The organism is Mucilaginibacter dorajii, assembly GCF_024808255.1.
GTDB lineage: Bacteria > Bacteroidota > Bacteroidia > Sphingobacteriales > Sphingobacteriaceae > Mucilaginibacter > Mucilaginibacter dorajii.
This window is the reverse complement of sequence record NZ_JANTYS010000028.1, coordinates 57,621-82,943: the sequence shown is the minus strand read 5'-3', so window position 1 is coordinate 82,943 and position 25,323 is coordinate 57,621. Positions and strand designations below refer to the sequence as shown.

Genomic DNA, 25,323 nt, shown 5'->3' with positions numbered 1-25,323 from the left:
TCCTTGCTGAGAAATTCAACGAAAACAGATAAACATGGAGCCAATACGTTGCAAACATAGAGGCCGCATCATTTGAATTATGATACGGCCTCTTTCTGTTATATTATATTCCAGTTTTCCTGAAATTATTTCACTTGTTGAAAAAATTCAAGGTTGGCTTGTTGGGTAATTCTTACAAGCACTTCGTGAGCATCATTTTTCAAATCAACGAAGTAAGAAGTAGCATCGATGTTTGCGTTGATATCGGTGTTGGCCTGGTAAACAATCACTTCGCCAATTTCATAACCAGCATAGTCTTTATTAATTTGTTTCATTGTTTTAGCAGGGATGGCTTTTACATCAACACGTTGAGTTACACCAAGGTACTCACCGCTTAAGTTGTAAAAAGCTGTTTTCTTTACGCCATCAATGGTGAAGGTAGCTTTTTGGCAATTTTTAGTAACTGTCCAGTTAACGTCTTTCGCGTCAGCAAAATCAACTGTAAAACCGTGTAAGGCAACGTATGATACATTGGTACCACCATCGTTCTTTTTACCACCATCGGCAGCGAATACATTAACGCTTAATAAAGCGGCAATTGCGGTTGTTAAAAATATCTTTTTCATGTTATTTTAAATTTTAAATCCATAACAAAAGTAAGATATCATTGATGATTTGACAAGTAAAATTAAATTTTTATGAATATTTGATAATTTGTAGCTGTTTATCATGCGTAATTTAAATTTTAATAATAATCTTAGTGTATAAATTACAATATCTTAAATAAAAAATCCAGGCAAAAGTTCCATAAAATCAATCTAAACCGTTTTAATACTGTTTAGAAACGAGTAACTAAAGATTCGCAACCGCTTCGGGGCAACATCCTGCATCTTTTTAAAATATGCTAAATTACCGCTTAAAATAAAGTAACGTTATCATACCAAAAGGGCAATCGCTTTTAAAGATTTGCGTAGCAAAAGGTAGCTCCGATGGAGCAAAAAAGCATAAATTACTTGTTCTACAAATAGGTAGCCGCTACGCGGCATCGAATAGAAGAACCAGATAAGATGCCGCATAGCGGCTACCTGTTTGTAGAAAGAAAAAGAACCAGAACCAGACAAAATGCCGCATAGCGGCTACCTATTGTGCTCATTGAATGATGTTACCTTATGCGGAACTGCTAAAAGCGATTTCCCTGATCATACCAATCGCAAACCTGATAAAACAAAAAAGCCGTCCGGATAAATCCGGACGGCCTGCATTTTTTGTAATTCCAGTGGAATTATTTCACTTGTTGAAAAAACTCAAGGTTAGCTTGTTGGGTTATCCTTACAAGCACTTCGTGCGTATCGTTTTTCAAATCAACGAAGTAAGAAGTAGCATCAATGTTTGCGTTGATATCAGTGTTAGCCTGGTAAACAATCACCTCACCTACCTGGTAGCCAGCGTAATCTTTGTTAATTTGTTTCATTGTTTTAGCAGGGATCGCTTTAGGATCAACACGCTGAGTTACACCAAGGTACTCACCGCTTAAGTTGTAAAAAGCTGTTTTCCTTACACCATCAACAGTGAAGGTAGCTTTTTGGCAATTTTTAGTAACTGTCCAGTTAACGTCTTTTGCATCAGCAAAATCAACTGTAAAACCGTGCAAGGCAACGTATGATACATTGGTACCACCATCGTTCTTTTTACCACCATCGGCAGCGAATACATTAACGCTTAATAAAGCGGCAATTGCAGTTGTTAAAAATATCTTTTTCATGTTGTTTTAAATTTTAAATCCATAACAAAAGTATGGTATAATTGATGATTTGGCAAATAAAATTGAATTTTTATGAATATTTAATAATAACAGTCAAATTGACGTATAAAATTTAGACTTTCGTAATTTACTTAGTGTATATATTACAATAACTAAAAGCCAAAAATACATAAAAAAACGGTTTAGGTCAATCTAAACCGTTTTAATAACACGTAGTTAATCTCAAATTAACCATTATCTGCAAAGCCCGGGTACAGGGTCATGCCGCCATCCATAAAAATAGTAGTGCCGGTGATATAGTCGGCCTGATCAGATGCCAGCCATGCCGCCAGCTGGCCAATATCGGCAGGTTTGCCTATCCGGTTATATGGGATCAGGGTGAGTAACTTATCCAAAGCCTCGGGTGTTTCCCAGGCCGATTTATTGATAGGCGTTTGTATAGCGCCCGGCCCAATACCTACTACCCTGATCTTATGTGGGGCCAATTCCTGGGCTATGCTTTTCATAAACATGCTTATGCCGCCTTTACTTGCCGCGTAATTAACATGGCCCGCCCATGGAATTACCTCGTGAACACTGCTCATACAAATGATTTTGCCGGCAGCCCTGCTCCGCTCTTCAACAACTCCCCTGCGAATGAATTCTTTAGCTGCCTCGCGCGAGCATAAAAACTGCCCGGTTAGGTTTATGTTGATCACCGTATTCCAATCCTCCAACGTCATATCTACAAATTTTGAGTCCTTTTGCAGGCCGGCGTTATTTACCAGGATATCGATGGTTTCGTACTTATCCAGTATTTGGGCAAACATGGCTTTTACCTCATCTTCATGGCTTACATCAGCCTGAATAGCAAATGCTTCGCCACCATCGGCAATAATATCTTTCACCGTATCATCGGCGGCATCGTGATTATGCGCGTAATTGATTACTACTTTGGCACCGGCTTTGGCTAATTCCTGGGCAACACCCCTGCCTATGCCGCTATCTGCACCCGTAACCAGCGCTATTTGTCCTTTTAATGATGGGTTCATATCAACAGTTTTGTTTTAATATAACCAATGAAATTGAAACTATATGGTATTGATTACTTAGTGATTAATTTGAAACGATACTTTGTAAGTATTATAGATGAAAAGAATTAGCTTCCCTCATTGTTTTGAGTTTATTGATATCTGAGATATTTTTGGTTTTAGTAAACCAGTTTTTGTTGATATAAGCTTTGAAGAATGACCATTTATGGTCTTTAATTTCATTCCCACTTAATAGCCCAATTATATAATCAAGATGGTCAGCATTCCAGGCCCATATCAATTCCTGACGAATCTCTATTTTATTTAAAAGTTTTAACGCTGGTATTTCAGTCCAGTTTTTAGTTTCCCTTTTAACGCAGTTGGTACAAAAAAATATCCAATTCCTATTTTCAAAGTCAGTATCAATGAAGTGGGCAATGGCCTCGGGGGCATCACAATGAGTTAGTTTAGCGGGATTCAAACAATTTGGGCATACAACCTGAATCAATCGGGGAAAATGGTAGTGCTGATACCGAATATGAGTTGAGCCACCAGACAATATTGAACCGTTCATTTAAATTGAGATATTTATAAATCTAAGTAAAATCAAACAAAAAAGACGCACGTGATGCGTCTCTGCAAAAATCTGTTATGGTTCTTAGTCTTCCAAATGCCTTATGTAATCTAAGAACATGAATAACGCCTTCTTCTTATCCTCCGTTAACTCGTAGTCTATTTTCACCATTAAATAATCTACAATGTCGAAATCGTCGCGCATGGTAAGTTCTTTGAAAAGGTCTTCGCGATGGTCGAGGCCGTATTTAAGAGCGGCGTTAAACTCGTCCATAAATTCCTGCGGGATGGGTTTGTTGGCTATCCAGCCGGCAAACATAAAGGGCAGACCGGTAAATTTTTGCCATTCCCCGGCCAGGTCATATACGTATTTGTAATTGCCTTTTTTGCCAAAGGTACGGTCGCCTATTTGTACAAAAGCAGTGTTAGCTTCTGTTGATAAACTATAATCTGGCGCACCGCTGATCAGCTCGGGCTTAACCTTCCAAAAATTTTTGAGCAGCACCAGGGCAAGGTTATTAGATGACCGCGATTCCGGATCGAGCTGTAAATATTTGATATCGTGCACCTCGCAATTACTAAAAATAAAAACGGAATTTACAGCGCCTACAGCACCAATGCAATAATCTGATACGATATTCCAGTTGGGGATACTTAATGTTGCCGCCACCGGGATCAAGCCGATATCAACCACATCGTCTATCAGTTTCTGGGCACAGTCTGAAGGCATATCCAGGCTTAGTTCTATTTTATCTACAAATCCGGTGTGTTGAAGGCCGTATATAAAGGGTTTGGTATTGGTGTAGCTTACTGCTGATATTCTGATCTTTTTCACAAGAAACGCGCTTTCTGAATTATTTTAAATGTTCGGCATTGTTAAAATCTACGATTTCGAATTTTTCACCATCGTAAACAACTTTGTATAAAACCAGGTTCTGGTGCGGGAAGGTATCCATTTCGGTTAATGGCTTACCGGTTAATATACAAAGCAACAGGCGCATGGCACGGCCGTGCATGCATATGAGTACAGTTTTTTCTTCGGGATGGCTCATGATCACCTCCAGGGCTTCACGCTGGCGCACCTCTACTTCATTGGGACTTTCGCCCCCCTCAAATTTGCTATCCAGGTTACCATCCAGCCAATCGCGCATGATCTGTAAAAATGCTGCTTTGTTTTCGGTAGTTGGTAATTGTCCTTCATGGATTCCCCAGGCCAACTCGTCTAAGCCGGGCAGTTTTTCAAAGGGTAAGCCGCCGTCAATAAAAGGCTGGATACTTTGCTGGGTGCGCTTAAGGGCCGATATATAGGCTTTATCAAACGGTACGTTTTTATAAGCTTCAAAAAATAGCCCTGCCTGTTTGCGGCCTTCGTCGTTAAGATCAGTATTAACACCACGGCCTTGTATAATCCCCAGCTTGTTAAACTCGGTTTGGCCATGACGTACAATGTATAAAGTTTTTTCTACCATTCTTTGAGCGGAAAGCAGAAAGCCGAAGGCTCAAAGCTTTTTTTCTTAGCCGAAAGCATAAGGCTTAAAGCTTCGTTGTTGTTTAGTTATATTCCTTTATATTCCTTTTATGCTTTCGGCCTTAAGCCTTCCGCTTCAAGCTTTTTCCAGCTTAGTTTATTACCGGCAATTTATAGTATTGCGGTTTGGGTTCAGTTTCGGGGAACTTAAAATCACTGTAATCGGTAACCACGTTGTAAAGCGTATCGCGTTCAATGGGGTAACGGCCTACATTTTTGATCAGTTCTACCAACTGTTTGGTACTCATACCTGGATGCTGTTCTTCGGCACCGGCCATGGAGTAAATTTTGGTAGTATCATCCAATGTACCATCAATATCATCAACCCCAAAATTGAGGGAAAGCTGTGCAGTAGTGCGACTGATCATGGCCCAGTAGGCTTTAATGTGATCGAAGTTATCCAGGTAAATGCGTGCCACGGCATAATTGCGCAGATCTTCAACAACTGTTGACTCCGGCACGTGCGACATTTGATTATCCTGGTTGCGGAACTTTAGCGGGATAAACGTTTGGAAACCACCTGTTTTGTCCTGCAGCTGGCGTAAACGCTCCATATGATCAACCCGGTGATGGAATTTTTCGATATGGCCATAAAGCATAGTAGCATTTGACCGGCCGCCCAATTTATGCCATTCCTCGTGGATGGCCAGCCATTGATCGCCGGTACATTTATCTTTCGAGATCAGGTCGCGTACTTCGGGATGAAAGATCTCGGCACCGCCGCCCGGTATCGAACCTAAACCGGCTTCCATCATCAGGCGCATACCTGTGGCGTAGTCAATTTTGGCTTTTTTAAAAATGTAATGGTATTCAACCGGGGTTAATGCCTTAATGTGTAATTCGGGACGATGCGCACGGATACGGCTAAACAACTCCTGGTAAAAAGGCACATCATACTGTGGTAAAACACCGCCTACAATGTGCACTTCGGTAACAGGTTCGCCATCGTATTTGGTTACCATGTTAAACATTTCGTCCATGGTGTACTCCCACCCTTCTGATTTTTGTTTCAGCAGGCGCGAGTATGAGCAAAATTTGCAGTCGTAAACGCAAAGATTGGTTGGTTCGATATGAAAATTACGGTTGAAATAGGTTTTATCGCCATGACGTTTTTGACGGATATAGTTGGCTAAAACACCAAGATAACCCAAATCGCCCTGTTCGTATAACGTAACACCTTCATCAAAGGTGATCCTTTCGCTACGCAGTACTTTTTCGGCAATATGCTTTAAATCAGCAGGCAGATCAGGGTTTTGTAATAATAACTGTAAATTACTCTCAGCTTCCATTCAAAAGACTTTGTACAAAAGTAGCAAATGTTAGCGTAATGAGAATGTAATATATAGATATCAACGATGTAAAACGGTAATGTTTGCCCATCGGGAATTGTAAACATCAACAAGACAACATCTTACAATAGAAGTTTATTTTCAATATTTATTGAAGATTTGAAAAATTGAATTCCTAAAGACTATTAAAACAGATATTTATTAGTGCTGCACACAAACGATGCTATAGTGTGCTTATTGATGTGATAGTAATCCCGTTAAAACAATCGTCCTGGCAACCTTTGGGTACAAAGCCGCAGCTGGACAGCAAGCCATTTTTATCGGTTTCAAAATAAATATCATTGGTTTTGGTATCTGCTTTAAGCCAAACTGTACGGGCCTGGGTATAAATGTCGTCAATAGTCATCAATTCGCCCGCTTCCTGGCCATGTGTGTTTAAATTAGATATATTTTCGTGCCAGTTTTTAAGAGTATCAACGATGCCAGAACCATCGTTATGCGATTTAAATGAGACATAGTCCCTGGAAATAATTTTGCCATTATTAATCCCGGTTGTAGTGGCACGGCCATATCCGGTCCATGAACCGCTGCTTATGGTGTATTTATAAGAGTTGTGAATATTAGTTTTATAACTTACCCAGGCTTTATAGCTGGTATCGTATTGATCGCTTTTGGCAATGTTTTCTTTTTTGCAGCTTGTGGCCGATAGTAAAATGAGCAGGGTAAGCAGGTACAGGTTTTTCATAAGGTCTTTTTTTATCATTACGAAAAGATTAAACAGCCTGCTACAGCAAATACCAAATAATCTTATTTATTTTGGCCCGATAACATTTGCATCATGAAAATTGAAACCATAGCTATACACGCCGGCAATAAGGTAGACGGATCATCAAAAGCCGTAATACAGCCCATCGTACTCTCTACCACATTTGAACGCGGCGAAGATGGCGGTTTTCCCGGCGGTCATATTTACAGCCGGTCATCAAATCCCAACCGGGCTTTGCTTGAAAATGTAATAGGTAAGTTAGAGGGCGGTGCCGATGCGGCAGCCTTTTCATCTGGCAATGCGGCAGGCATGTCGGTTTTTCAATCACTGGCACCGGGCACACATATTATTTGCCCGGATGATATGTACCATGGTTTACGGAATCAGCTTAAAAACCTGTTTGCGGGTATCTTAACCTTTGATTTTATCGATGTAAACGATGGGGATGTTTTACAACAACATATCAGGCCCGAGACAGGTGTTATATGGGTAGAAACCCCATCAAACCCCTTGCTTAAAATAACCGATATCAAACAAGTAGTGAGCATAGCGAAGGCAAAAGGCATTAAAGTAGTGGTTGATAATACCTTCGCCACCCCTATTTGTCAGCAGCCTTTAACTTTAGGCGCCGATTTGGTAATGCACTCGACCACTAAATATTTTGGTGGTCACAGCGATCTGATGGGTGGCGCGTTGATCACTGCCGAAAAAAACGATTGGTGGGCAAAGATCCGCCAGGTACAGGAAATGGGCGGCGCTATCCCATCTCCAACAGATTGTTTCTGGCTGGTGCGCAGCATTAAAACCCTGCCTTACCGGGTTAAAGGCCACGTGCACAACGCGCAGTTATTGGCTGAATTTTTAGAACAACATCCCAGGGTTGAGCAGGTATTATACCCCGGCCTGCCATCGCACCCGCAACATCAAATAGCCAAAGATCAGATGTTAGCTTATGGAGGGATGCTATCATTTATTGTAAAAGGCGATAGGGATGATACGCATAACATCATCAATAAACTCAACATATTTACCAAAGCCACCAGTCTTGGAGGTGTTGAAAGCCTGATAGAACACCGCGCCACCGTTGAAGGTCCCGATACCAAAACGCCGTTTAATTTATTGCGGGTATCGGTTGGATTAGAACATATTGATGATTTGATAGAAGATTTGAGCCAAGCCCTGGAGGACTAAGGATAAAAAGATCAAGGAACAAGGATAAAAGATCAAGGAGCAAAAATATCTTGTTTTTGCTCTTCCTCTTCCTTGTTCTTTACTCCCACAGTCTTTGCTCCAAGAATCCTTGTTCCTTTGTCTCAAAGTCTTTTATCTAAATAAAATTTGGTATTTAAATAAATATCCACTTATCTTTGCAATATTATTTGGTAGTGATACCATAGTCGATCAATTCTCCGCATAGTTCGGGTATTGATTTATAAAGAAGCGGCGAGAGATCAGGCTCAATGACCCGCTGGCAACCCTTCAAATTTGAAGAAGGTGCCAATTCCTGTCCCGGCAAATAACACCGGGGGATATAAATTTATAGCCATGAAAAGTTTAATTACAATTACTACAAGCAACATTTTTAATACCCAAAACGGTAACATACAACGTATTAGTCCAATTACTGGCTGTATTTGTATGTGTTGCTGCTGTTGATGCTTTAATACGTCCCTTTTTCAATCCCTGAAAACATACGTGTTGTAAAACCGGTAAGCATTTACCGACTTGCTAAAAATCCATCTAAACATCAAAAATTAATTTAACTTTTAAAATCTAAAACTATGTCAAACTTAAAATTCGAAACACTACAACTACACGCAGGCCAGGAAGTTGATCCTACAACAGGTTCACGCGCTGTACCACTTTACCAAACCACCTCTTATGTATTTAACAGTGCCGAACATGGCGCAAACCTGTTTGCATTAAAAGAGTTTGGCAATATTTATACCCGTTTAATGAACCCTACTACCGATGTGTTTGAAAAACGCATAGCGGCTTTAGAGGGGGGCGTTGCCGCGTTGGCAACGGCATCGGGCCAGGCGGCGCAATTTATAGCGTTAAATAACATACTGCAGGCCGGCGATAACTTTGTTACCTCTCCTTTCCTGTACGGCGGGACTTACAATCAATTTAAAGTAGCATTTAAACGTTTAGGCATCGAGGTTCGTTTTGCCAAAGACGATACCGCCGAAAGCCTGGAAGCTTTAATTGATGATAAAACCAAAGCCATTTTCCTGGAAACTATTGGCAATCCAGGCTTTACCATCGCCGACTTTGATAAAGTTGGCGCTTTAGCCAAAAAGGTTGATCTGCCTTTAATTGTGGATAACACTTTTGGTGCAGGTGGCTACTTATTCCGCCCGTTAGAGCATGGCGCAAGTGTGGTGGTACAATCAACCACTAAATGGATTGGAGGGCATGGCACCAGCATTGGCGGTGTTATAGTTGATGGTGGTAATTACAACTGGGGTAATGGTAAATTTCCGCAATTTACCGAGCCATCTGAAGGTTACCACGGCTTGGTTTTTGCCGATGTGTTTGGCATTGGCGGTCCGTTTGGTAATATCCAGTTCATCATTCGTGCCCGTGTAGAAGGCTTGCGTGATTTTGGACCTTCGCAGTCGCCATTTAATTCATGGCTTAACATCCAGGGGTTGGAAACTTTGTCCCTGCGTGTGCAGCGCCATGTAGATAATACATTGGAGCTGGCCAAATGGCTTGAGCAGCATCCGTTGGTAAAATCGGTTAATTACCCCGGTCTGGCATCATCTAAATACCACGAGCTGGCTAAAAAGTATTTAAAAAATGGTTTTGGCGCGGTATTATCCTTTGAAATTGAGGGCGATAAAGCCGACGCCGGTAAAGTTATAGACAACCTGAAATTGGTAAGCCATTTAGCAAATGTTGGCGATGCCAAAACATTGATCATACAGCCATCGGCAACAACCCATCAGCAATTATCTGATGAAGAGCAGCTTTCGGCTGGTGTTACGCCAACCTCGTTACGTGTAGCGGTTGGTATTGAGCATATTGATGATATTAAAGCAGATTTTGAACAGGCATTTGCCAAAGTAAAAGAGGCCCAGGCCGAATTAGTATAGTAGTTGATGAAGTTGTGAGTTTTGAGTTATAAGTTTTGAGTTGAAAAGGTTTTTTGAATGGAAAACTCCTTACTCACTACTCAAAACTCACGACTATCATCATGATAATAACAGAATGAGTATAGAAACATATAAGTACACGCAAACTTTTAAGCTCGAATCCGGCGAACAATTACAGCAACTGGAAATTGGCTTTCATACTTATGGGAGGTTAAATAAAGCCAAGGATAATGTAATATGGATTTGCCATGCGTTAACCGCCAATTCTGACGTGTTTGATTGGTGGAAAGGTTTTGTAGGTACTGGGAGTATTTTTAACCCCGAAGAGCATTTTATAGTTTGTGCCAATATTTTGGGCTCGCCTTATGGCACAAGTAATCCGTTGAGTATTGATCCGGCTACCGGGCAACCCTATTTTCAATCGTTCCCTCAATTTACCATCAGGGATATTGTGAACGCGCATAGGTTACTGGCAGATGAGTTAGGGATAGGTCAAATTCATATCCTTATAGGTGGTTCTCTGGGTGGCCAGCAGGCTATCGAATGGGGGATCATGGAGCCTGAACGGATCAAAAATCTGATCCTGATTGCCACAAATGCGCGTCATTCTCCGTGGGGTGTAGCATTCAATGAATCGCAACGCCTGGCCTTAACCGCCGATCCTACTTTTTATGATAACACCATTGATGGTGGCCAAAAAGGATTAAAAGCAGCGCGTACCATCGCACTGCTCTCCTACCGTACTTATAAAACATATGGCATCACCCAGCAAGAGGACGAGGACACCAAAACCGACAACTTCAAAGCTTCTACCTACCAGGATTACCAGGGGCAGAAATTGGTCAATCGCTTTAACGCACACAGTTACTGGTATTTAACCAAAACTATGGACTCTCATAACGTAGGCCGCAACCGCCATAGCGTGGAGAAAGCTTTGAGCCTCATTAAAGCCCGCACATTGGTTATCGGGATTACATCAGATGTGTTGTTCCCTATTGAAGAACAACAATACCTGTTCAGGCATATCCCCAAATCGGCCTTTGCCCAATTAGATTCGTTTTACGGGCACGATGGCTTTTTAATTGAAACAGAGTTTTTAACAAATATTATCACATCGTTTTTTAAAACCGATGTAAAAGGAAAAATTATAGAATTGCAACGTACAGCGTAATGAGTAAAAAGTTAAGTATAGGATTATTTGGATTTGGCGTAGTTGGGCAAGGGTTATATGATATCATCAAAACAAAAAATTTAAACATCGAAATTGTAAAATTCGCCATTAAAGACCCTAATAAAAAGCGGTCGTTACCGGCAGAATTATTCACCATCGATAAGGAAGAACTGTTAAATAACCCCGAGATCAATACCATTGTGGAATTGATTAACGATACCGAGGCCGCTTTCGATATAGTTTCAAGAGCTTTAAGCAGCGGTAAAAACGTAGTATCGGCAAGTAAAAAAATGATTGCCCTGCATTTGGATGAGTTAATAGAATTGCAGCAAAAACATGGAACATCATTATTATATGAAGGCGCGGTTTGCGGTAGTATCCCTATTATCCGCAATTTGGAAGAATATTATGATAATGAACTACTGCACTCTATAAGCGGTATTTTTAACGGCTCATCAAATTACATCCTCTCTAAAGGATTCATTGAAGGACTTGATTATAACCGGGCCTTACAACAGGCGCAGGATCTTGGCTTTGCCGAAACTGATCCAACAAGTGATGTTGGTGGCTTTGATGCCAAGTACAAATTGATCATAGCCGCTGCACATGCCTATGGCGTAATTGTACAGCCGGATGAGGTATTTAACTTAGGCATCCAAAATCTGGCCGCCCATGACTTGCAGTATGCCAGGGAGAAAAACCTGAAGATAAAGCTTGTTCCAGTAGCTAAAGAACTTGACGATCAGAATGTTGCCATGTTTGTGCTCCCTAAGTTTGTAACGAGCTCTGAGTTTTTATATAACGTTGAATATGAATATAATGGGGTAACTGTGCAAGCCGCTTTTGCAGACCAGCAATTCTTTTTTGGTAAAGGGGCGGGTGGTCACCCAACCGGATCGGCGGTGTTGTCTGATATTGCTGCACTGCGCTACGATTACCAGTATGAATACAAAAAAGCAAAAGCCAAAACAAACCTCAAATTCACCAATAATATTGAGCTTGACATCTATTTAAGATACGATGATGAGGCTTTAGTTAACGACCTAAAATTCATTTCAATAAAAGAGCGCTATTATTCAGGTGATTATAAATTTGTTATCGGAAAAGTGAATTTGCAAAATCTGATCGATAATCAATCCCGTATATCTGTAAGTAAGGCATTCGTTGCCTTTGCCGGTCAGCTAACGGGGGTCAGCTTAGCATCGGCATAAAACAAACAGTTAAAGTTTTAATGTAGATTTTTCTTAGTTGTTTGTACAAAAAAAGGCTCCGTTTCCGGGGCCTTTTTTGTTTCATTATATTTCGTACTAAATACTACTTCGCATAGTAAGCGGCTATTCTTTTTCCGAAAGCAACGGTTAAAATCCCTATAAACAGTTTTGATATAGATGATATAGCCAGACCCTGATCGCCGGCATTTGATAAGTTATACAAACGGTACAGCATATCTGGCAATGTGTTCACAATAAGTAAACCACCAATAATAAGAAGCGCCATTTCATAAATCACCTTTCTATCAGCAAAAAGCTTTACACTTTCCTGCCGATCAGCTGCCATCGTAATCATGCGGGTTATCAACTTAGTGCCGGCAATTAAAAAAATGGCAAAGGCCATGAGCACTAAAAAACTCAAACCATTTATCCATAATAAATTACTCTGTTCGCTGCCTTGTTCGGCAGTCATAGCGGTTGTTCCGTGGTTTTGTACAAAAGTTAATAAACTGGGCAGTTTTGAGATATCGGCTATCAACAGGTAAATACCAAGGATTTTTATGGTTATTTCATAAATATCAGACTTCTTCATTTTTTATTTCAGGGTGTGGTTTATATCTAATTGGGTCTACTAATATAAACAAATGCCCTACATATCCTATAAAAACGACTGCTATTCTAAATAATAATGTCGTATCCGGTTTAAGCCATGATCCAATTCATATACCCAGGGAGTGGCAGTCGGGATTTCTAATTCGGTTACTTCCTCATCGGTAAGGCAGTCAATATATTTTATTAATGATCGTAAGCTATTGCCATGGGCAACCACAATTACCTTTTGATTCCGGCGCATGGCATTTACAATGGCCTCGTTCCAAAAGGGCAAAACCCGGTCCATGGTTTCACTCAGGTTTTCGGTTAAGGGCAATTCACGGTCGGTAAGGTCCTGGTAACGCAGATCGTGGCCGGGAAAACGTGGATCATCGCGGGTTATAGCCGGTGGGTGTTCATTAGGGTCACGTCGCCATTTTTGTACTTGTTCTAAACCATATTTAGCTATGGCGTCGTCCTTATTCATGCCTTGTAAATCGCCATAAAAACGCTCATTCAACCGCCATGATTTTACAACTGGTATCCATAAGTGATCAAGCTGCTCCAATACAAAATGCATGGTTTTTATCGATCGTTTAAGATATGAGGTAAAACCGGCATCAAAATTATAACCATTCTTTTTAAGGATCTCTCCTGCCCTTCGCGCTTGCTGATAGCCGTTTTCAGAAAGATCGGCATCTTCCCAGCCAGTAAAACGATTTTCGAGATTGAAGGTGCTTTCGCCGTGGCGTATTAATACTATTTTTTGCATGGGTATTTGCTTAACGCAAAAGTAAGCGCAGAGTTATAAAAAAAATTGTAAAATGTATATAAATCACTTAGCTTGCGGTATAAACCAATTAATACTAAACCCATTATGAGCTCAATTACACCTGCTCCTGTAAAGGATGGCATTGCTAATCCGGCCCCGCTTGGCCTTTGCGCCTTTGGCATGACAACAGTTTTATTAAACATTCACAACGCCGGCTTTTTTGAAATGAACAGCATGATCCTGGCTATGGGGATATTTTATGGCGGCCTGGCGCAGGTAATTGCCGGCGTAATTGAAGCTAAAAAGAACAATACTTTTGGCTTAACAGCTTTTACATCATACGGCTTTTTCTGGCTCTCATTAGTAGGCTTAATTGTGTTGCCTAAACTGGGTTGGGCAACCGCTCCATCTGAAGGTGCTATGTGCGCTTACTTAAGCGTTTGGGGCGTATTTACGCTGCTTTTGTTTTTTGGCACTTTAAAGTTAAACCGCGCGCTGCAATTTGTTTTTGCATCGTTAACCGTGTTATTCTTTTTACTGGTTGCCGGCGATGCCACAGGTAACCCTGTTATTAAACACCTTGCCGGTTACGAAGGCATTATTTGCGGTGCATCGGCAATTTATACCGGTATAGCAAACGTATTAAATGAAGTTTACGGTCGAGTTGTTTTGCCTATAGGCCAGGTTAACGTTTAAAATAATCTTGCTAACTTGCGCAGGTGAAAGATTTTAAAAAATATTACAGCATACCGGCTACGCCCGAAGAAATTTATATAGCCCTTACCAACCCTGTTACCATTGAATTATGGACGGGAGAGGTTGCCGAAATGAGTACCGTTCCCGGTTCGGAATTTTCTATGTGGGATGGCAGCATCATAGGCAAAAACATTGAGTTTGAAGAAGGCAAAAAAATTGTACAGCAATGGTATTTTGAAGGTAAATCTGATGACTCAATAGTTACCATTAAGCTTCACCCGGATAAAAGCGGCACCTCTGCCGAATTAAGGCATACCAATATCCCCGATGAGGATTTTGATGACATTACAGAAGGATGGACTTACAGTTATTTTGGTGGTTTAATAGATTTTTTTGAAGGTGAGTAAATAGCCTATATCAATCACGTTTAAATAATATAAAATAACAAAAGCCGCTCTGTTCGAGCGGCTTTTTTGTATATAACCAATTAACCCTAAACTAACTCCTTTTTTAATATAAAGTAAACTCTACCCTTCTGTTAATCTGGCGGCCTTTCGCAGTTTTGTTTGATGCAATTGGTTGGTTTTGACCATAACCCACCGCTTCTATGCGTGAAGGATTAGCACCTTTGCTTACCAAATAGTTCTTTATCGATTCGGCGCGGGCCTTTGACAATATCATATTTAGTTTTGCAGAACCTTTGTTATCGGTATGACCGCCAAGTTTCAGGCTGAAGTTTTTACTAATCAACAGATCGGCCACTTTATCTAAACCAGGCAGTGATCCCCGGCGAAGTGTTGCTTTTCCGTAATCAAATTCAAGGTTTTTAATAGCATCGGTAACCACTTTTTTGTCCACTTCTGTAATAGCCAAAACCAGCGGGCAACCGGCGCCATCAACCTTGGTACCGGCAGGTGTATTTGGGCATTTATCGTTCACATCTGGTACGCCGTCACCATCACTGTCGGTAGTTATTTTTGTTAAAGTTGCGTTTACATCGTCCCTTAATTTGGCGTTTTTGTTTTTTTCAATGTCAAGCTCAGATTGTATGGCGGCCTTGGTGTTCACATCTCCGGTTAAATATTCGGTGCGTAACGATGCAACCGGGTTATGCGTTGCCATTTGCGGCTTTTTGTGGCTGCCAAAGGCATATTCAAGCCCAAGGTGGATGTATGAGAATTTGTCGCTGTTTGATCCGTAGTTATAACCGTCAAGATTATCTGTATTCACAAAGCCAATCTGGTAACCGAAATCAATATTAACATTGTTTGATACGTTGAATTTAACACCGAAACCTACCGGAATGAGGGTTTCATAGGCCGCGTTGTTTTTGCCAAAAGGGTCTTTAAACGGGAGTTTGGGCCCGCCGGTATGTTGAATAACCGGCGTATAATTGATAACTCCTCCCGATGCGCTTATATATGGCTGCACCAATGGTTTTTTATTTTCCCAATTTACGTTGGCAAATGTAAATACAGCGCCTAAAGTTGCCGACCAATTTAATTTGGTGCTATATGATGTTAACGGATTTGTTGGATCGGGCTGCGCGCTTGTGCCTTTTAATGTACCTCTTAAAAAATCCAGCTGGATGCCTAAAGCCGGCAGCACCTGTTTTTTCACATAAGCCCCATAGCCAAAACTGGAGGCTGGATGCGTGAAATCCGATTGGTCTTTAGTACTCAAAATATTGTACATGGTAGTAATACCACCACTAATACCTACCGACCATGTGTTTAACATTTTACTTCCCGAAAACGGAACCACATAATCTTTGGTAATTGCGGTATCCGGAGTAGTTTGGGCAAATAGCCGGCCTCCTAATAGGATACCTACCAGGAGCAGTGTCTGTTTTTTAGGATTTAATTTCATGTGGATATGTTTAAGTATGTTATTTGATTTAATATACAATTATACCTCCTGTAGCATATAAACAATCAAACCTCTACCGTTAGTTTGAATAAGATTTTACACATTGAACAAATTGACTATAAGTTATTTATATTACAATAAATAAAATAAACCTATACTTATCAATTGAAATATATCATATATTAATATACAATATACTCAACCATTTTAATATTTACAACATTTGAACAGAAATGAACAAAATGAAAAAAAGTGTTCAGCGATGAACTCTATGGTTGGCAAGGAAAACCACTAAAACAACAAAAGGCGATAGTGCAAACTATCGCCTTTTGTTGTTTTAGAAATTAAAGGGTATTTATGCCCCTACTGCAGGGTGCACAAACACTTTTGACTTAATATCGGCTCCTGCCTTACCAAGCGTAGCAGCTACGGAGCAGTATTTATTTAATGAAAGTTCAACAGCGCGGGCTGCTTTATCTTCGTCAATATCACCATACAAATGAAACTCAATATCTATGTCTTGCCAAAGAGAAGGCTCTTTACCAGCTTCACGTTCGCCATTTATAACCATTTTATAGTCTTTAACATCCTGGCGCTGCTTTTTTAAGATGCTGATTACATCAATGGCAGAGCATCCTGCCAAGCCCATTAAGAGCATTTGCATTGGACGTACTCCAAAATCCTGGCCGCCGCTTTCAGGGCTGCTATCCATTTTTACCGTGTGACCATTGGCATCTACAGCCTCAAAGCCGAAATCGCCACTTACACGTTTAAGTTCTATTGTAGACATCGTATTGTAGTTTATAATGCTGCTAAGTTAGGTATAAATTTAGGCTTACCGAAAACAGGTACGCAATTGTTTACGCTTACATTACCAAAAAGGTTTATACCCAACCCGCTCTCTTTTTAACCGGGATAACCAATTTTAATCCCGACCATACTTTGTCTACCGCACAAACCTTTATATCAACCAGGCCAATTTCAAGTGCAAAATTCCGTATGATGTCTTCGGTGATATCGGTAACAACCTTTGAAGCCTTTTTTGGCCACGATACCCAAATAGCCCCTTCTGCTTTCATCTGCTTCATTAACCGGGGAAGTGTTTCTAAAAATTCGCTGTGCTGCTTTGTGAAAAAATGAATGAGATCTTTTTTTGCGGCTTCATCGGTTACAAAGTAAATATCGGCAGGCATGTCGGTAAATAATTGCAAATAATGATCAGGCGCATTAACCAACATCACTTTAGATGTGTTTTTTATGCCGAGTTTTTTTGCAAGCGGAGTTTGGGAGTATCCAGCCATTTTATTCAATTTGTTTAAGATGGTGTAAAAGATGTTCAACATAATCATTGGCCAGCCATTCAACAGTGTGCAGACTGAGTTCGTTTTTGCCGTTATCGCAACGGGCTGTTAGCCTATCAGCAGGATAATTTTCCCAAACACGAATGATTTGCCTGTTTACCAATATCCACAGATCAAGCAGTTCTTTAACAGCTACATCCTGGTAGTGCTGTACAGATACATAAGGATCCTGCTCATAGACCAGTTTAAAATTTTCCTCGTACGTACAGCGCACAAACCTGAGCAGGTTAATATGAGCACTATCAATTAAATGACCAATAATTTCCTTATTTGACCATTTGGCAGGCGAGGGTTTGCTTTCCCAATCAATTTGGTCGGCATTGGTTTGCAAAAATTCAGTTATTACTTTATTGAGCAGTAAGGAGGTTGCAGTCATTATTGGTATTTTAAATAAGTATTTAAAGATTGGAATTTCATATTGAAAACCAAAACTGTTAACTTCAAAGCCTTAAACATAGCCGATGGCCCTTAATTATATCTGGATAGCATTCTTTTTGATCGCTTTTGTGGTCGCATTGATTAAACTTGTTTTTTTTGGCGATGTAGAAGCGTTTAAATTATTGGTTGATGGTATTTTTAGTTCTTCCAAATCGTCGGTAATGGACATAGCCTTGCCCTTGGTTGGCGCTATGGCATTTTGGCTGGGCATCTTAAATGTTGGCGAAAAGGCCGGGGCTATCAATTTTCTATCGCGTATTGTGGGGCCGTTTTTTAGTCGTTTATTTCCCGATGTACCTAAGAAACACCCGGCAGTAGGCCAGATGCTGATGAACTTTTCGGCAAATCTTTTAGGTTTAGATAATGCAGCCACCCCGCTTGGCTTAAAAGCGATGAACACCCTGCAGGAATTGAATCCCGATAAAGAAAGTGCGTCCAATGCGCAGATCATGTTCCTGGTGTTGCACACATCGGGTTTACAGATGTTGCCCGTTACCATTATAGCGCAGCGGGCTATTTTAAACGCTAAAGACCCCGCCGATATATTTTTGCCTTGCGTAATTGCAACCTACGTGGCCACAGTAGTTGGTTTACTTGTAGTTGCGGTAAAACAAAGGATCAATCTTTTTGATAGGGTGATCATATCCTGGCTGGGTGGTGTCACCGCTTTTATCACCCTGGTGGTTTGGTATTTTACCACTCATTTAACAAAAACTGAGATAGGTACGGTGTCAAAAGTGGTAAGCAACTTTTTGTTGTTTGTCATCCCGGTAGCTTTTATTATTGGCGGCCTGGTAAAGAAGATCAATGTATTTGATGTTTTTGTTGAAGGCGCTAAAAGCGGTTTCGAAACTTCGGTTAAGATCATCCCCTACCTGGTTGCCATGTTGGTTGGCATCAGCGTTTTTCGCAGCTGCGGCGCGTTAGATTATATGAATGAGGGCCTGCGCTGGGTTTGCACCAAGGCAAGCCTGGATACCCGCTTTGTAGACGCTATGCCCGTAGCTTATATGAAGCCACTGAGTGGTTCGGGATCAAAGGCCATGATGATAGATGTGATGAAGCATTTTGGCCCGGATAGTTTTGCCGGCAGGCTTGGCAGCATTTTCAATGGCTCTGCCGATACCACGTTTTATATTGTTGCGTTATATTTTGGTACAGTTGGCATTAAAAGATCCCGATACGCCATTCCTGCAGGCTTAATTGCCGATGCTGCCGGTATTGTTGCAGCTATCTTTATAGCCTACCTGTTTTTTGGATAGTTCAAAGCTTTTTGATAGTTAAACTACTCCCGCCAATCGCGTGTAAACATGTTTTATTTTTTTGAAACTATTTTATTCGGTTTTCCGTCTAAAGGCAACGATACAACTATGCGTTTTGAATTTGTATCTGCTATATTTATACGTTATTTAACCTGAATAGATGGAGAAGATCTATCCTAAAAGCAAACCGCCTCAATCTTATTTAAAAGACAAGCAGCATAAAAGAAAAACAGCTATGGCAGGCGTTTGGATTTTGGTTGTTATCGGCATTATTTTTATAATGGTAATTGTAAAATTTGCCACTTCTGGAGGTAGGTCGGATACCTTTTCATTTAATTCGTTTCCAGGTAGCGATGATGCTTACCAGGTAGCAAAGCAGTATGTATCACCCACACTAAGATCTGGCAAATTGGTGTTTGCCGAGGATCATTACCAATTTGCAAAAAAATCCGATTCTGTGTTTGTGATCAAGTCGTATGTTACATCTGTTGACGAAAAAGGTGAAAAGATAAAAACAAATTTTCAGATCACCCTAAAATACAACGGCGGCCCCAAAGCGGTACAAGACAACTGGACGATGGTTGATTTGAAGTCGGATAGCAACTAAATTTGTCCTTTATCAAGTTTTTGTTTTTTATTTAATTTTTTCTTGCTGAAAAAGCTTCAAGATTTGCTTAATTTTTTCTCAATATTTCTTGTTTATTGCGAGTTTTTGAAAACATTAAAAATAAATCAATTATAAAGGCAACCTTTGGCAAATGTTTTTCGTGTTAAATGCAAATAAGGAACAAAACTGGCATACTAACCCACCTATATGGGAGAAGCAGAACTACAACAGTTAATTGCGGGCTGTTTAAATCATAGCCGAAAAGACCAGAAGATGCTTTACAAAGCGTTTTATGGTTTTGCTATGAGCATATGTTTGCGGTATGCCGGTAATCGTTATGAAGCTGCCGAGATCATGAATCAGGGTTTTTTAAAGGTGTTTACCAACCTGCAAAAATATGATACCAGCAGGCCGTTTATTGCCTGGGTTGGGCGCATTATGATGAATACTTCTGTTGACTATTACAGGAGTAATTTAAAACTTTCTCTTAATGACGACCTTGACGCCGCCGAAGATATAGGGCACAATGAGTTACCCGATCAAAAGCTGAACTACGATGATCTTATTGCAATGGTGCAGCAGTTACCAAATGCGTACCGAACGGTGTTTAACCTTTTTGCGATAGAAGGTTTTTCGCACGAGGAAATAGCCACTAAATTGGGCATCAGTACAGGAACTTCAAAATCTAACCTGTTTAAAGCAAGAGAAAAATTAAAAAACATGGTGATCAATTCCGGGCGGCTTCCGGATACAAGCGCCGGAAATGCGCAGCATACCATAGTAGCTATAGGTGCTATAAGCATAAGCATATCGGTTTTGATTGAATTAATAATGAAATGAAAGAGAAGAGCGAAAATAAGTTGGATCAATTATTCAGGGACGGGATATCCGGCGCTGAGGATCATATTGCTTTTCGTGAGGAGGATTGGGCATCTATGGAGCAACTGCTGGATAAAAAATCCAATAGAAAAGCAGGTGTATTCCGTATTGTGTATTTTGCAGCCGGCATTGCAGCCTTGTTATTGCTTGCCATAGGCTTATATTTTTATACTGATAATAATAATAAGATAGACCCAACAAATACTAACTTAAACAGCAAAAACACAAAAGGTCAATCGGCCAAGGATAAAATCCAGCCCGTAAAATCTGCCAACACCCCTGCTGCGCAATTGCCTGTTAATAGTGACAGCCTGGGAAACACGCCCGCGCAAAATAGCAGCAACAGTGCACAAGGTTCATCAACAACATCGGGTTTAACTAAACAACAGTATGCTGTGAATACACCGTACAGTGGTTTACCATCAACAGATCAACACGGGCTAAAGGTTAGGGCTTCTGATAATGGTGAAAATAAACCTGCTGACAATAGTCCTGTAAACAATAATAAAGTACTGCCATTGATTGCCGCTATAGTTGATACCGTTGGCAATAAAAATAAACCCGGGGTTGATAACGTGGGGAGTAAAGTACAAAATAACATAGCTGCTAACACCACACCTCCTGATACAGTAACCGATCAGCTAACTGCACAGGAGAAAAAACAAATGCTGGCTGTTAAAACAGCTGTTATTAAAAACAGGCCGCAGTTTTCTATAAGTGTGCTTGCTGCTTCCGATGCTAATGCGGTAAATTCTTTTGGCCACAGCCAAACAGGTACAAATTATGGAGTTCAGCTTTCTTTAAAACTAACCAGGAAGCTTACAGTAAGTACAGGGGCCGCTTATGCAATTAAGCCATATTCTACGAGTCCCGGCAGCTATTCATCTGCATATCCGCAATCTGTATATACTACCAATATTCAGGCTAATTGTAAGGTGCTTGATATTCCTTTAAACGTAAGCTACCAGGTGTATTCAAAGGGTAATAATGCTATATCTTTAGGCTCCGGCGTATCATCCTACTTTATGCTGAGGGAAAATTACCGATATGATTATACCCAGGATAGCGGCCTTGACCCTAAATATATCGAGATAAAAAATCAAAATAAGCACCTGTTTGGTGTACTCAATATTAATGCAAACTATCAGCGCAGAATAAATTCAAGGTTTAGCGCTGTAGTGCAACCTTACATGAAATTACCACTCACGGGAATTGGCAATGGTAAGGTCGATCTTAAATCGACAGGTGTAGCATTAGGTATAAACTGGAATATTGGCTCGGCATTTGGCGCCAAATGATAAGCTCAGTTACCTACTTTTAACCAGCCGGTAACGCTCATTCTGGTTTTTTGCGTACATAAAACCTCGTGCATCAGTTCACTGCTATTAAAAAATACCGTTTTACCATTTTCCGGACTCACATCTTGCTGATGGCTGGCGTGGTGGATCCGTAACTCGCCGCCATCGGCTTTCTGCCAATCGGTGTTCAAATACATGATCATCGAATATTTACGGCTATCATTATTCTTAAACTGATCGAGGTGCTTTTTATAAAAGGCACCTTTTTCATACAAAGTATAATGAAATTCATAACCTGTAATACCTGTATAACAGGTTTGATTAAGATAATTTACAAAACTATCCATCAAGGTAAAAAAAACATTCTCACAAACGGTATTATGGCTGCGGTCGAGCCAGTAAATATGGTCGCCCCTTATTTTTTTATCGTGGGCTACAGTACTGTCATTCCCGGTTCCGGCGGATAATAAAGCTTTTTGCTGAATGAGAGAAATTAGGTTTTGTTTTAAATCTGCAGCCAAAGCATCACTCAAAAAGTGATTGGCTATGCCTACCTTATCGTTTATATAGCTGTCAATAAGGCAATCAAAGGAATCTTCCAAAAAAGGTGGATAAACGTGTTATCCGACAAAATACCGGCACGTTGTTAAAGATAACATTTTAAGGCGCGGTATCGGTATCTAAATAAATAAGTTTTCATTATCGGGGCAACCCTTTGCCCTAAACAAACGATATATGAATAGATGCCACTGTCATCGGCATTTAGGCACAAATAAATATACAGCTGCATGATACCCATTTCTGTTGTTATAATTACAAAAAACGAGGCACCAATACTTGAGCAAAGTATACCGATGCTTAAAGAGATCAGCAATGATATCATTATAATTGATAACGACAGCACAGACCAAACCATTAATATAGCCACTAATTACGGTTGCCGGGTGTATAAAAAGAACTGGAGCGGTTATGGGGCTAATAAAAATAAAGGGGTTCAATTGGCAAAGAATAATTGGATCCTGAGTGTAGATGGCGATGAAATACCTGATGAGGCTTTATTGAAGGCGATAGCAGTACTTAAGCCCGGTAACGATAAAACAGTTTTCGATATTCCTTTTAAAGCTTATTTGGGTAATAAACTCATTCGTTTCGGCAACTGGGGCCGCGATCATCATATTCGTTTATTCAACCGTATTCATGTACGGTGGACAGAAACCCCTGTTCACGAGACTTTAATTTTACCAAAGAAGGTTGCCGTTCAAAAACTGGCTGGATACCTTCATCATTATTCAGCAAAAAACGAACAGGAACTTGAAACCAAAATAATGCACTATGCGCAACTCAGCGCCATAAAATATCTTAAAAACGGCAAAAAAGCTCATTTTACAAAGCTTTACCTGGCCCCCTCATTTCACTTTGTAAAAGTATATGTGTTTTTGTTGGGTTTTTTAGACGGCAAAGCAGGGTTTGCCATCGCTAAAATGGCATTTAAAAATACATGGCTAAAATATCATTACCTTAGTAAAGCCGCGCAAACCGCCAAACAAAAACAATTGTACCAACATGACTTACCACCTGTTATGGCCTATGAATTTAATGCCAACGCGCGGGCTAAATAAACCCATGCATTGGTCATGAAAAAAAAGCTGGCTTATAACTTATCGGCAAACACACTTCAACTTGTAATTAACCAGCTATTTGGTGTTCTCATTTTTTACGTTCTCTCAGTTGGACTTGATAAAAATACGTTCGGGCAGTTAAACCTCGCCCTTGCTATACTCCTATCAGCTTTCAATATTCTCTCCTTCGGAATAGACCAGGTTGTTATCAAAAAGGTGGCCGATGGCGAAGACGCGAAGTCTGTTTTATCCGTATATGCCTTCCATGTGGTTTTAACCGGCGTATTGTTTTATAGCATCCTGCTGTTGGGCGGGCTGATATTGGTGAGCAATGATCAGGTGTACACGCTTGTTTTATTAATTGGCGCCGGTAAGCTAATGATATTTCTATCAACACCCCTAAAGCAGGTTACCAGCGGGTTAGAACGATTTAAGCTTCTCTCCTACATGTTAGTTACATCCAATATAGTGCGGGGATTAAGCTTGGTGGTATTGGCATTACTTCATGTTTTAAGTATCCAGAACATCATTTGGATTTTTATTGGTGGTGATGCGTTGGAATTAATGGTTTGTGTTTTATTATTCAGGCGATATGTGTCGGTGCCGATAATGCCCCGGTGGAATAAAATAGCTTATGTTGAATTGCTTAAGCAATCATTACCACAAGTTGGTGTTGTACTTATTACCTCGGCGTTAGCAAGGTTTGATTGGCTGTTTATTGGCCTTATACTATCAGCAGTAAAATTGGCCGAATATAGTTTTGCTTATAAGATCTTTGAAATCTCAACGCTTCCTTTGCTTGCCATTGCCCCCATCCTTATCCCTCGTTTTACCCGCTTATTTAAAAACGACGGACATAAAGAGGTTGATATTAAGTTATTAGTGAGGTTTGAACTAATTATAGCTGCTTTAACGGGTTTATTGTTAAACATATGCTGGAACCCGGTTGTCGATCTGGTCACCCATGGTAAATACGGTGCCGTTAACACTAATGTGATATTTATCCTCTCGCTATGTTTGCCTTTCCTGTATCTCAATAATTTTTTGTGGACAATCTTTTTTGTTCAAAATCAGTTAAAAATGATCTTCCGCTCATTTGTGATCACTTTTACGGTAAATGTAGTAGGTGATATTGTGCTTATTCCGTTTTTTAAAAATGAAGGCGCGGCAATTTCCTTTCTGGCCGCTTGTTTGGTACAGGCGACGTTTTATATTTCAAAAAACAATCTCGAAGCGCTTAAAGGCAGTATGTTAACATTGTTTATTTGTACAGCATGTGCCTTAGTAAGTGGCTTTTTAACAAAGTTCCTCTTTCAAAATACATGGATAGCTGCCATTAGCTCAGTTATTCTTTATTTCGCTTTTTTGCTGATAACCGCCCAAATCAAACGGAGCGACCGTAAAGGCATCATCTGTCTTTTTAATTGGTAAAATAGTATCGGCGCAACTCCTGCACAGGCAACCAATCCGTTTTTCAGGCCGTAGTGACTATAAAGAAAAACCCCGGATAATGTTGACCAGCAAGGTGATTTTTTACTATA

At 40.3% G+C, this 25,323-nt stretch carries 27 protein-coding genes and 1 riboswitch; of the genes, 12 read left to right on the top strand and 15 right to left on the bottom strand.

Going from position 1 to position 25,323, the window contains the following annotated elements:
• Nucleotides 1-125: 125 nt before the first annotated feature.
• The 8 genes from FHS10_RS25700 to FHS10_RS25665 all read right to left on the bottom strand — a co-directional run bounded on the left by FHS10_RS25700 (nucleotide 126) and on the right by FHS10_RS25665 (nucleotide 6,886).
• Nucleotides 126-605, bottom strand: coding sequence for a hypothetical protein (locus tag FHS10_RS25700; RefSeq protein WP_259096692.1), 480 nt, complete (start codon nucleotides 603-605; stop codon nucleotides 126-128).
• A gap of 656 nt (nucleotides 606-1,261) precedes the next feature.
• Nucleotides 1,262-1,741: a hypothetical protein gene (locus tag FHS10_RS25695; protein WP_259096690.1), complete on the bottom strand. Its 480-nt coding sequence runs from the start codon at nucleotides 1,739-1,741 to the stop codon at nucleotides 1,262-1,264.
• A 227-nt stretch (nucleotides 1,742-1,968) separates the two neighbouring features.
• A complete protein-coding gene (locus FHS10_RS25690) occupies nucleotides 1,969-2,772 on the bottom strand; it encodes an SDR family oxidoreductase (protein ID WP_259096688.1) in 804 nt (267 codons plus the stop codon).
• Between the two features lie 91 nt (nucleotides 2,773-2,863).
• Nucleotides 2,864-3,325 (bottom strand): hypothetical protein, encoded by a 462-nt coding sequence (locus tag FHS10_RS25685; RefSeq protein ID WP_259096686.1) that lies wholly within the window; start codon nucleotides 3,323-3,325, stop codon nucleotides 2,864-2,866.
• 84 nt (nucleotides 3,326-3,409) lie between these two features.
• Nucleotides 3,410-4,159 carry a menaquinone biosynthetic enzyme MqnA/MqnD family protein gene (locus tag FHS10_RS25680; RefSeq protein ID WP_259096684.1) on the bottom strand — a complete coding sequence of 250 codons (750 nt, stop codon included), beginning with the start codon at nucleotides 4,157-4,159 and terminating at the stop codon, nucleotides 3,410-3,412.
• Nucleotides 4,160-4,178: 19 nt separating this feature from the next.
• A complete protein-coding gene (locus FHS10_RS25675; RefSeq protein ID WP_259096682.1) occupies nucleotides 4,179-4,793 on the bottom strand; it encodes a histidine phosphatase family protein in 615 nt (204 codons plus the stop codon).
• 151 nt (nucleotides 4,794-4,944) lie between these two features.
• Nucleotides 4,945-6,141 carry an aminofutalosine synthase MqnE gene (gene mqnE / locus FHS10_RS25670; protein WP_259096681.1) on the bottom strand — a complete coding sequence of 399 codons (1,197 nt, stop codon included), beginning with the start codon at nucleotides 6,139-6,141 and terminating at the stop codon, nucleotides 4,945-4,947.
• Between the two features lie 223 nt (nucleotides 6,142-6,364).
• Entirely contained in the window at nucleotides 6,365-6,886 is a 522-nt protein-coding gene (locus FHS10_RS25665; protein WP_259096679.1) for a hypothetical protein, read from the bottom strand.
• Nucleotides 6,887-6,979: 93 nt separating this feature from the next.
• Here FHS10_RS25665 and FHS10_RS25660 point away from each other — a divergent pair, with 93 nt between their 5' ends.
• The 4 genes from FHS10_RS25660 to FHS10_RS25645 all read left to right on the top strand — a co-directional run bounded on the left by FHS10_RS25660 (nucleotide 6,980) and on the right by FHS10_RS25645 (nucleotide 12,390).
• On the top strand, nucleotides 6,980-8,098 hold the full coding sequence (locus tag FHS10_RS25660) for a trans-sulfuration enzyme family protein (RefSeq protein ID WP_259096677.1): 1,119 nt from the start codon (nucleotides 6,980-6,982) through the stop codon (nucleotides 8,096-8,098).
• A 236-nt stretch (nucleotides 8,099-8,334) separates the two neighbouring features.
• Nucleotides 8,335-8,445, top strand: a riboswitch (SAM riboswitch).
• 243 nt (nucleotides 8,446-8,688) lie between these two features.
• Nucleotides 8,689-10,008, top strand: a complete 1,320-nt coding sequence (locus tag FHS10_RS25655; protein WP_259096675.1) for an O-acetylhomoserine aminocarboxypropyltransferase/cysteine synthase family protein — start codon at nucleotides 8,689-8,691, stop codon at nucleotides 10,006-10,008.
• A 115-nt stretch (nucleotides 10,009-10,123) separates the two neighbouring features.
• Nucleotides 10,124-11,179: a homoserine O-acetyltransferase family protein gene (locus tag FHS10_RS25650; RefSeq protein WP_259096673.1), complete on the top strand. Its 1,056-nt coding sequence runs from the start codon at nucleotides 10,124-10,126 to the stop codon at nucleotides 11,177-11,179.
• Nucleotides 11,179-12,390 carry a homoserine dehydrogenase gene (locus FHS10_RS25645; RefSeq protein ID WP_259096671.1) on the top strand — a complete coding sequence of 404 codons (1,212 nt, stop codon included), beginning with the start codon at nucleotides 11,179-11,181 and terminating at the stop codon, nucleotides 12,388-12,390. Before FHS10_RS25650 ends, FHS10_RS25645 begins: the two co-directional genes overlap by 1 nt.
• 103 nt (nucleotides 12,391-12,493) lie before the next feature.
• On the opposite strand, the gene FHS10_RS25640 is transcribed toward FHS10_RS25645, so the two are convergent.
• Together FHS10_RS25640 and gpmA are read right to left on the bottom strand one after the other, a co-directional pair.
• A complete protein-coding gene (locus FHS10_RS25640) occupies nucleotides 12,494-12,982 on the bottom strand; it encodes a hypothetical protein (protein ID WP_259096669.1) in 489 nt (162 codons plus the stop codon).
• Nucleotides 12,983-13,063: 81 nt separating this feature from the next.
• The gene (gene gpmA, locus FHS10_RS25635) at nucleotides 13,064-13,753 is read right to left on the bottom strand and encodes a 2,3-diphosphoglycerate-dependent phosphoglycerate mutase (RefSeq protein ID WP_259096667.1); all 690 of its coding nucleotides are present in this window, start codon (nucleotides 13,751-13,753) and stop codon (nucleotides 13,064-13,066) included.
• 105 nt (nucleotides 13,754-13,858) lie between these two features.
• Between gpmA and FHS10_RS25630 the strand changes: the two genes are divergently transcribed.
• Both FHS10_RS25630 and FHS10_RS25625 read left to right on the top strand, forming a co-directional pair.
• On the top strand, nucleotides 13,859-14,449 hold the full coding sequence (locus FHS10_RS25630) for an acetate uptake transporter (RefSeq protein WP_259096664.1): 591 nt from the start codon (nucleotides 13,859-13,861) through the stop codon (nucleotides 14,447-14,449).
• Between the two features lie 23 nt (nucleotides 14,450-14,472).
• A complete protein-coding gene (locus FHS10_RS25625; protein ID WP_259096662.1) occupies nucleotides 14,473-14,856 on the top strand; it encodes an SRPBCC domain-containing protein in 384 nt (127 codons plus the stop codon).
• A 103-nt stretch (nucleotides 14,857-14,959) separates the two neighbouring features.
• Here FHS10_RS25625 and FHS10_RS25620 read toward each other — a convergent pair whose 3' ends face one another.
• The 4 genes from FHS10_RS25620 to FHS10_RS25605 form a co-directional block, all read right to left on the bottom strand.
• Nucleotides 14,960-16,318, bottom strand: coding sequence for an OmpA family protein (locus tag FHS10_RS25620; RefSeq protein WP_259096660.1), 1,359 nt, complete (start codon nucleotides 16,316-16,318; stop codon nucleotides 14,960-14,962).
• Nucleotides 16,319-16,673: 355 nt separating this feature from the next.
• Nucleotides 16,674-17,108 (bottom strand): OsmC family protein, encoded by a 435-nt coding sequence (locus tag FHS10_RS25615; protein ID WP_259096658.1) that lies wholly within the window; start codon nucleotides 17,106-17,108, stop codon nucleotides 16,674-16,676.
• 94 nt (nucleotides 17,109-17,202) lie between these two features.
• Entirely contained in the window at nucleotides 17,203-17,619 is a 417-nt protein-coding gene (locus FHS10_RS25610) for a DUF3052 domain-containing protein (protein ID WP_259096656.1), read from the bottom strand.
• Nucleotide 17,620: 1 nt separating this feature from the next.
• The gene (locus tag FHS10_RS25605) at nucleotides 17,621-18,055 is read right to left on the bottom strand and encodes a DinB family protein (protein ID WP_259096654.1); all 435 of its coding nucleotides are present in this window, start codon (nucleotides 18,053-18,055) and stop codon (nucleotides 17,621-17,623) included.
• Nucleotides 18,056-18,140: 85 nt separating this feature from the next.
• On the opposite strand from FHS10_RS25605, the gene FHS10_RS25600 reads away from it, so the two are divergent.
• From FHS10_RS25600 to FHS10_RS25585, 4 genes are all read left to right on the top strand, one after another.
• Complete coding sequence (locus FHS10_RS25600; RefSeq protein WP_259096652.1) at nucleotides 18,141-19,379, top strand: spore maturation protein; 1,239 nt, start codon at nucleotides 18,141-18,143, stop codon at nucleotides 19,377-19,379.
• 160 nt (nucleotides 19,380-19,539) lie between these two features.
• Nucleotides 19,540-19,986 (top strand): hypothetical protein, encoded by a 447-nt coding sequence (locus FHS10_RS25595; protein WP_259096650.1) that lies wholly within the window; start codon nucleotides 19,540-19,542, stop codon nucleotides 19,984-19,986.
• A gap of 207 nt (nucleotides 19,987-20,193) precedes the next feature.
• Entirely contained in the window at nucleotides 20,194-20,826 is a 633-nt protein-coding gene (locus FHS10_RS25590) for an RNA polymerase sigma factor (RefSeq protein WP_259096648.1), read from the top strand.
• Nucleotides 20,823-22,163, top strand: a complete 1,341-nt coding sequence (locus tag FHS10_RS25585) for a hypothetical protein (RefSeq protein WP_259096646.1) — start codon at nucleotides 20,823-20,825, stop codon at nucleotides 22,161-22,163. The genes FHS10_RS25590 and FHS10_RS25585 overlap by 4 nt, the downstream gene beginning before the upstream one ends.
• Nucleotides 22,164-22,168: 5 nt before the next feature.
• Here the strand turns inward: FHS10_RS25585 and FHS10_RS25580 are convergent, their stop codons facing one another.
• The gene (locus FHS10_RS25580) at nucleotides 22,169-22,765 is read right to left on the bottom strand and encodes a 2OG-Fe(II) oxygenase (protein ID WP_259096644.1); all 597 of its coding nucleotides are present in this window, start codon (nucleotides 22,763-22,765) and stop codon (nucleotides 22,169-22,171) included.
• 186 nt (nucleotides 22,766-22,951) lie between these two features.
• Between FHS10_RS25580 and FHS10_RS25575 the strand changes: the two genes are divergently transcribed.
• The gene (locus tag FHS10_RS25575; protein WP_259096642.1) at nucleotides 22,952-23,782 is read left to right on the top strand and encodes a glycosyltransferase family 2 protein; all 831 of its coding nucleotides are present in this window, start codon (nucleotides 22,952-22,954) and stop codon (nucleotides 23,780-23,782) included.
• 15 nt (nucleotides 23,783-23,797) lie between these two features.
• Complete coding sequence (locus FHS10_RS25570) at nucleotides 23,798-25,213, top strand: oligosaccharide flippase family protein (RefSeq protein ID WP_259096640.1); 1,416 nt, start codon at nucleotides 23,798-23,800, stop codon at nucleotides 25,211-25,213.
• Nucleotides 25,214-25,323 lie beyond the last annotated feature (110 nt).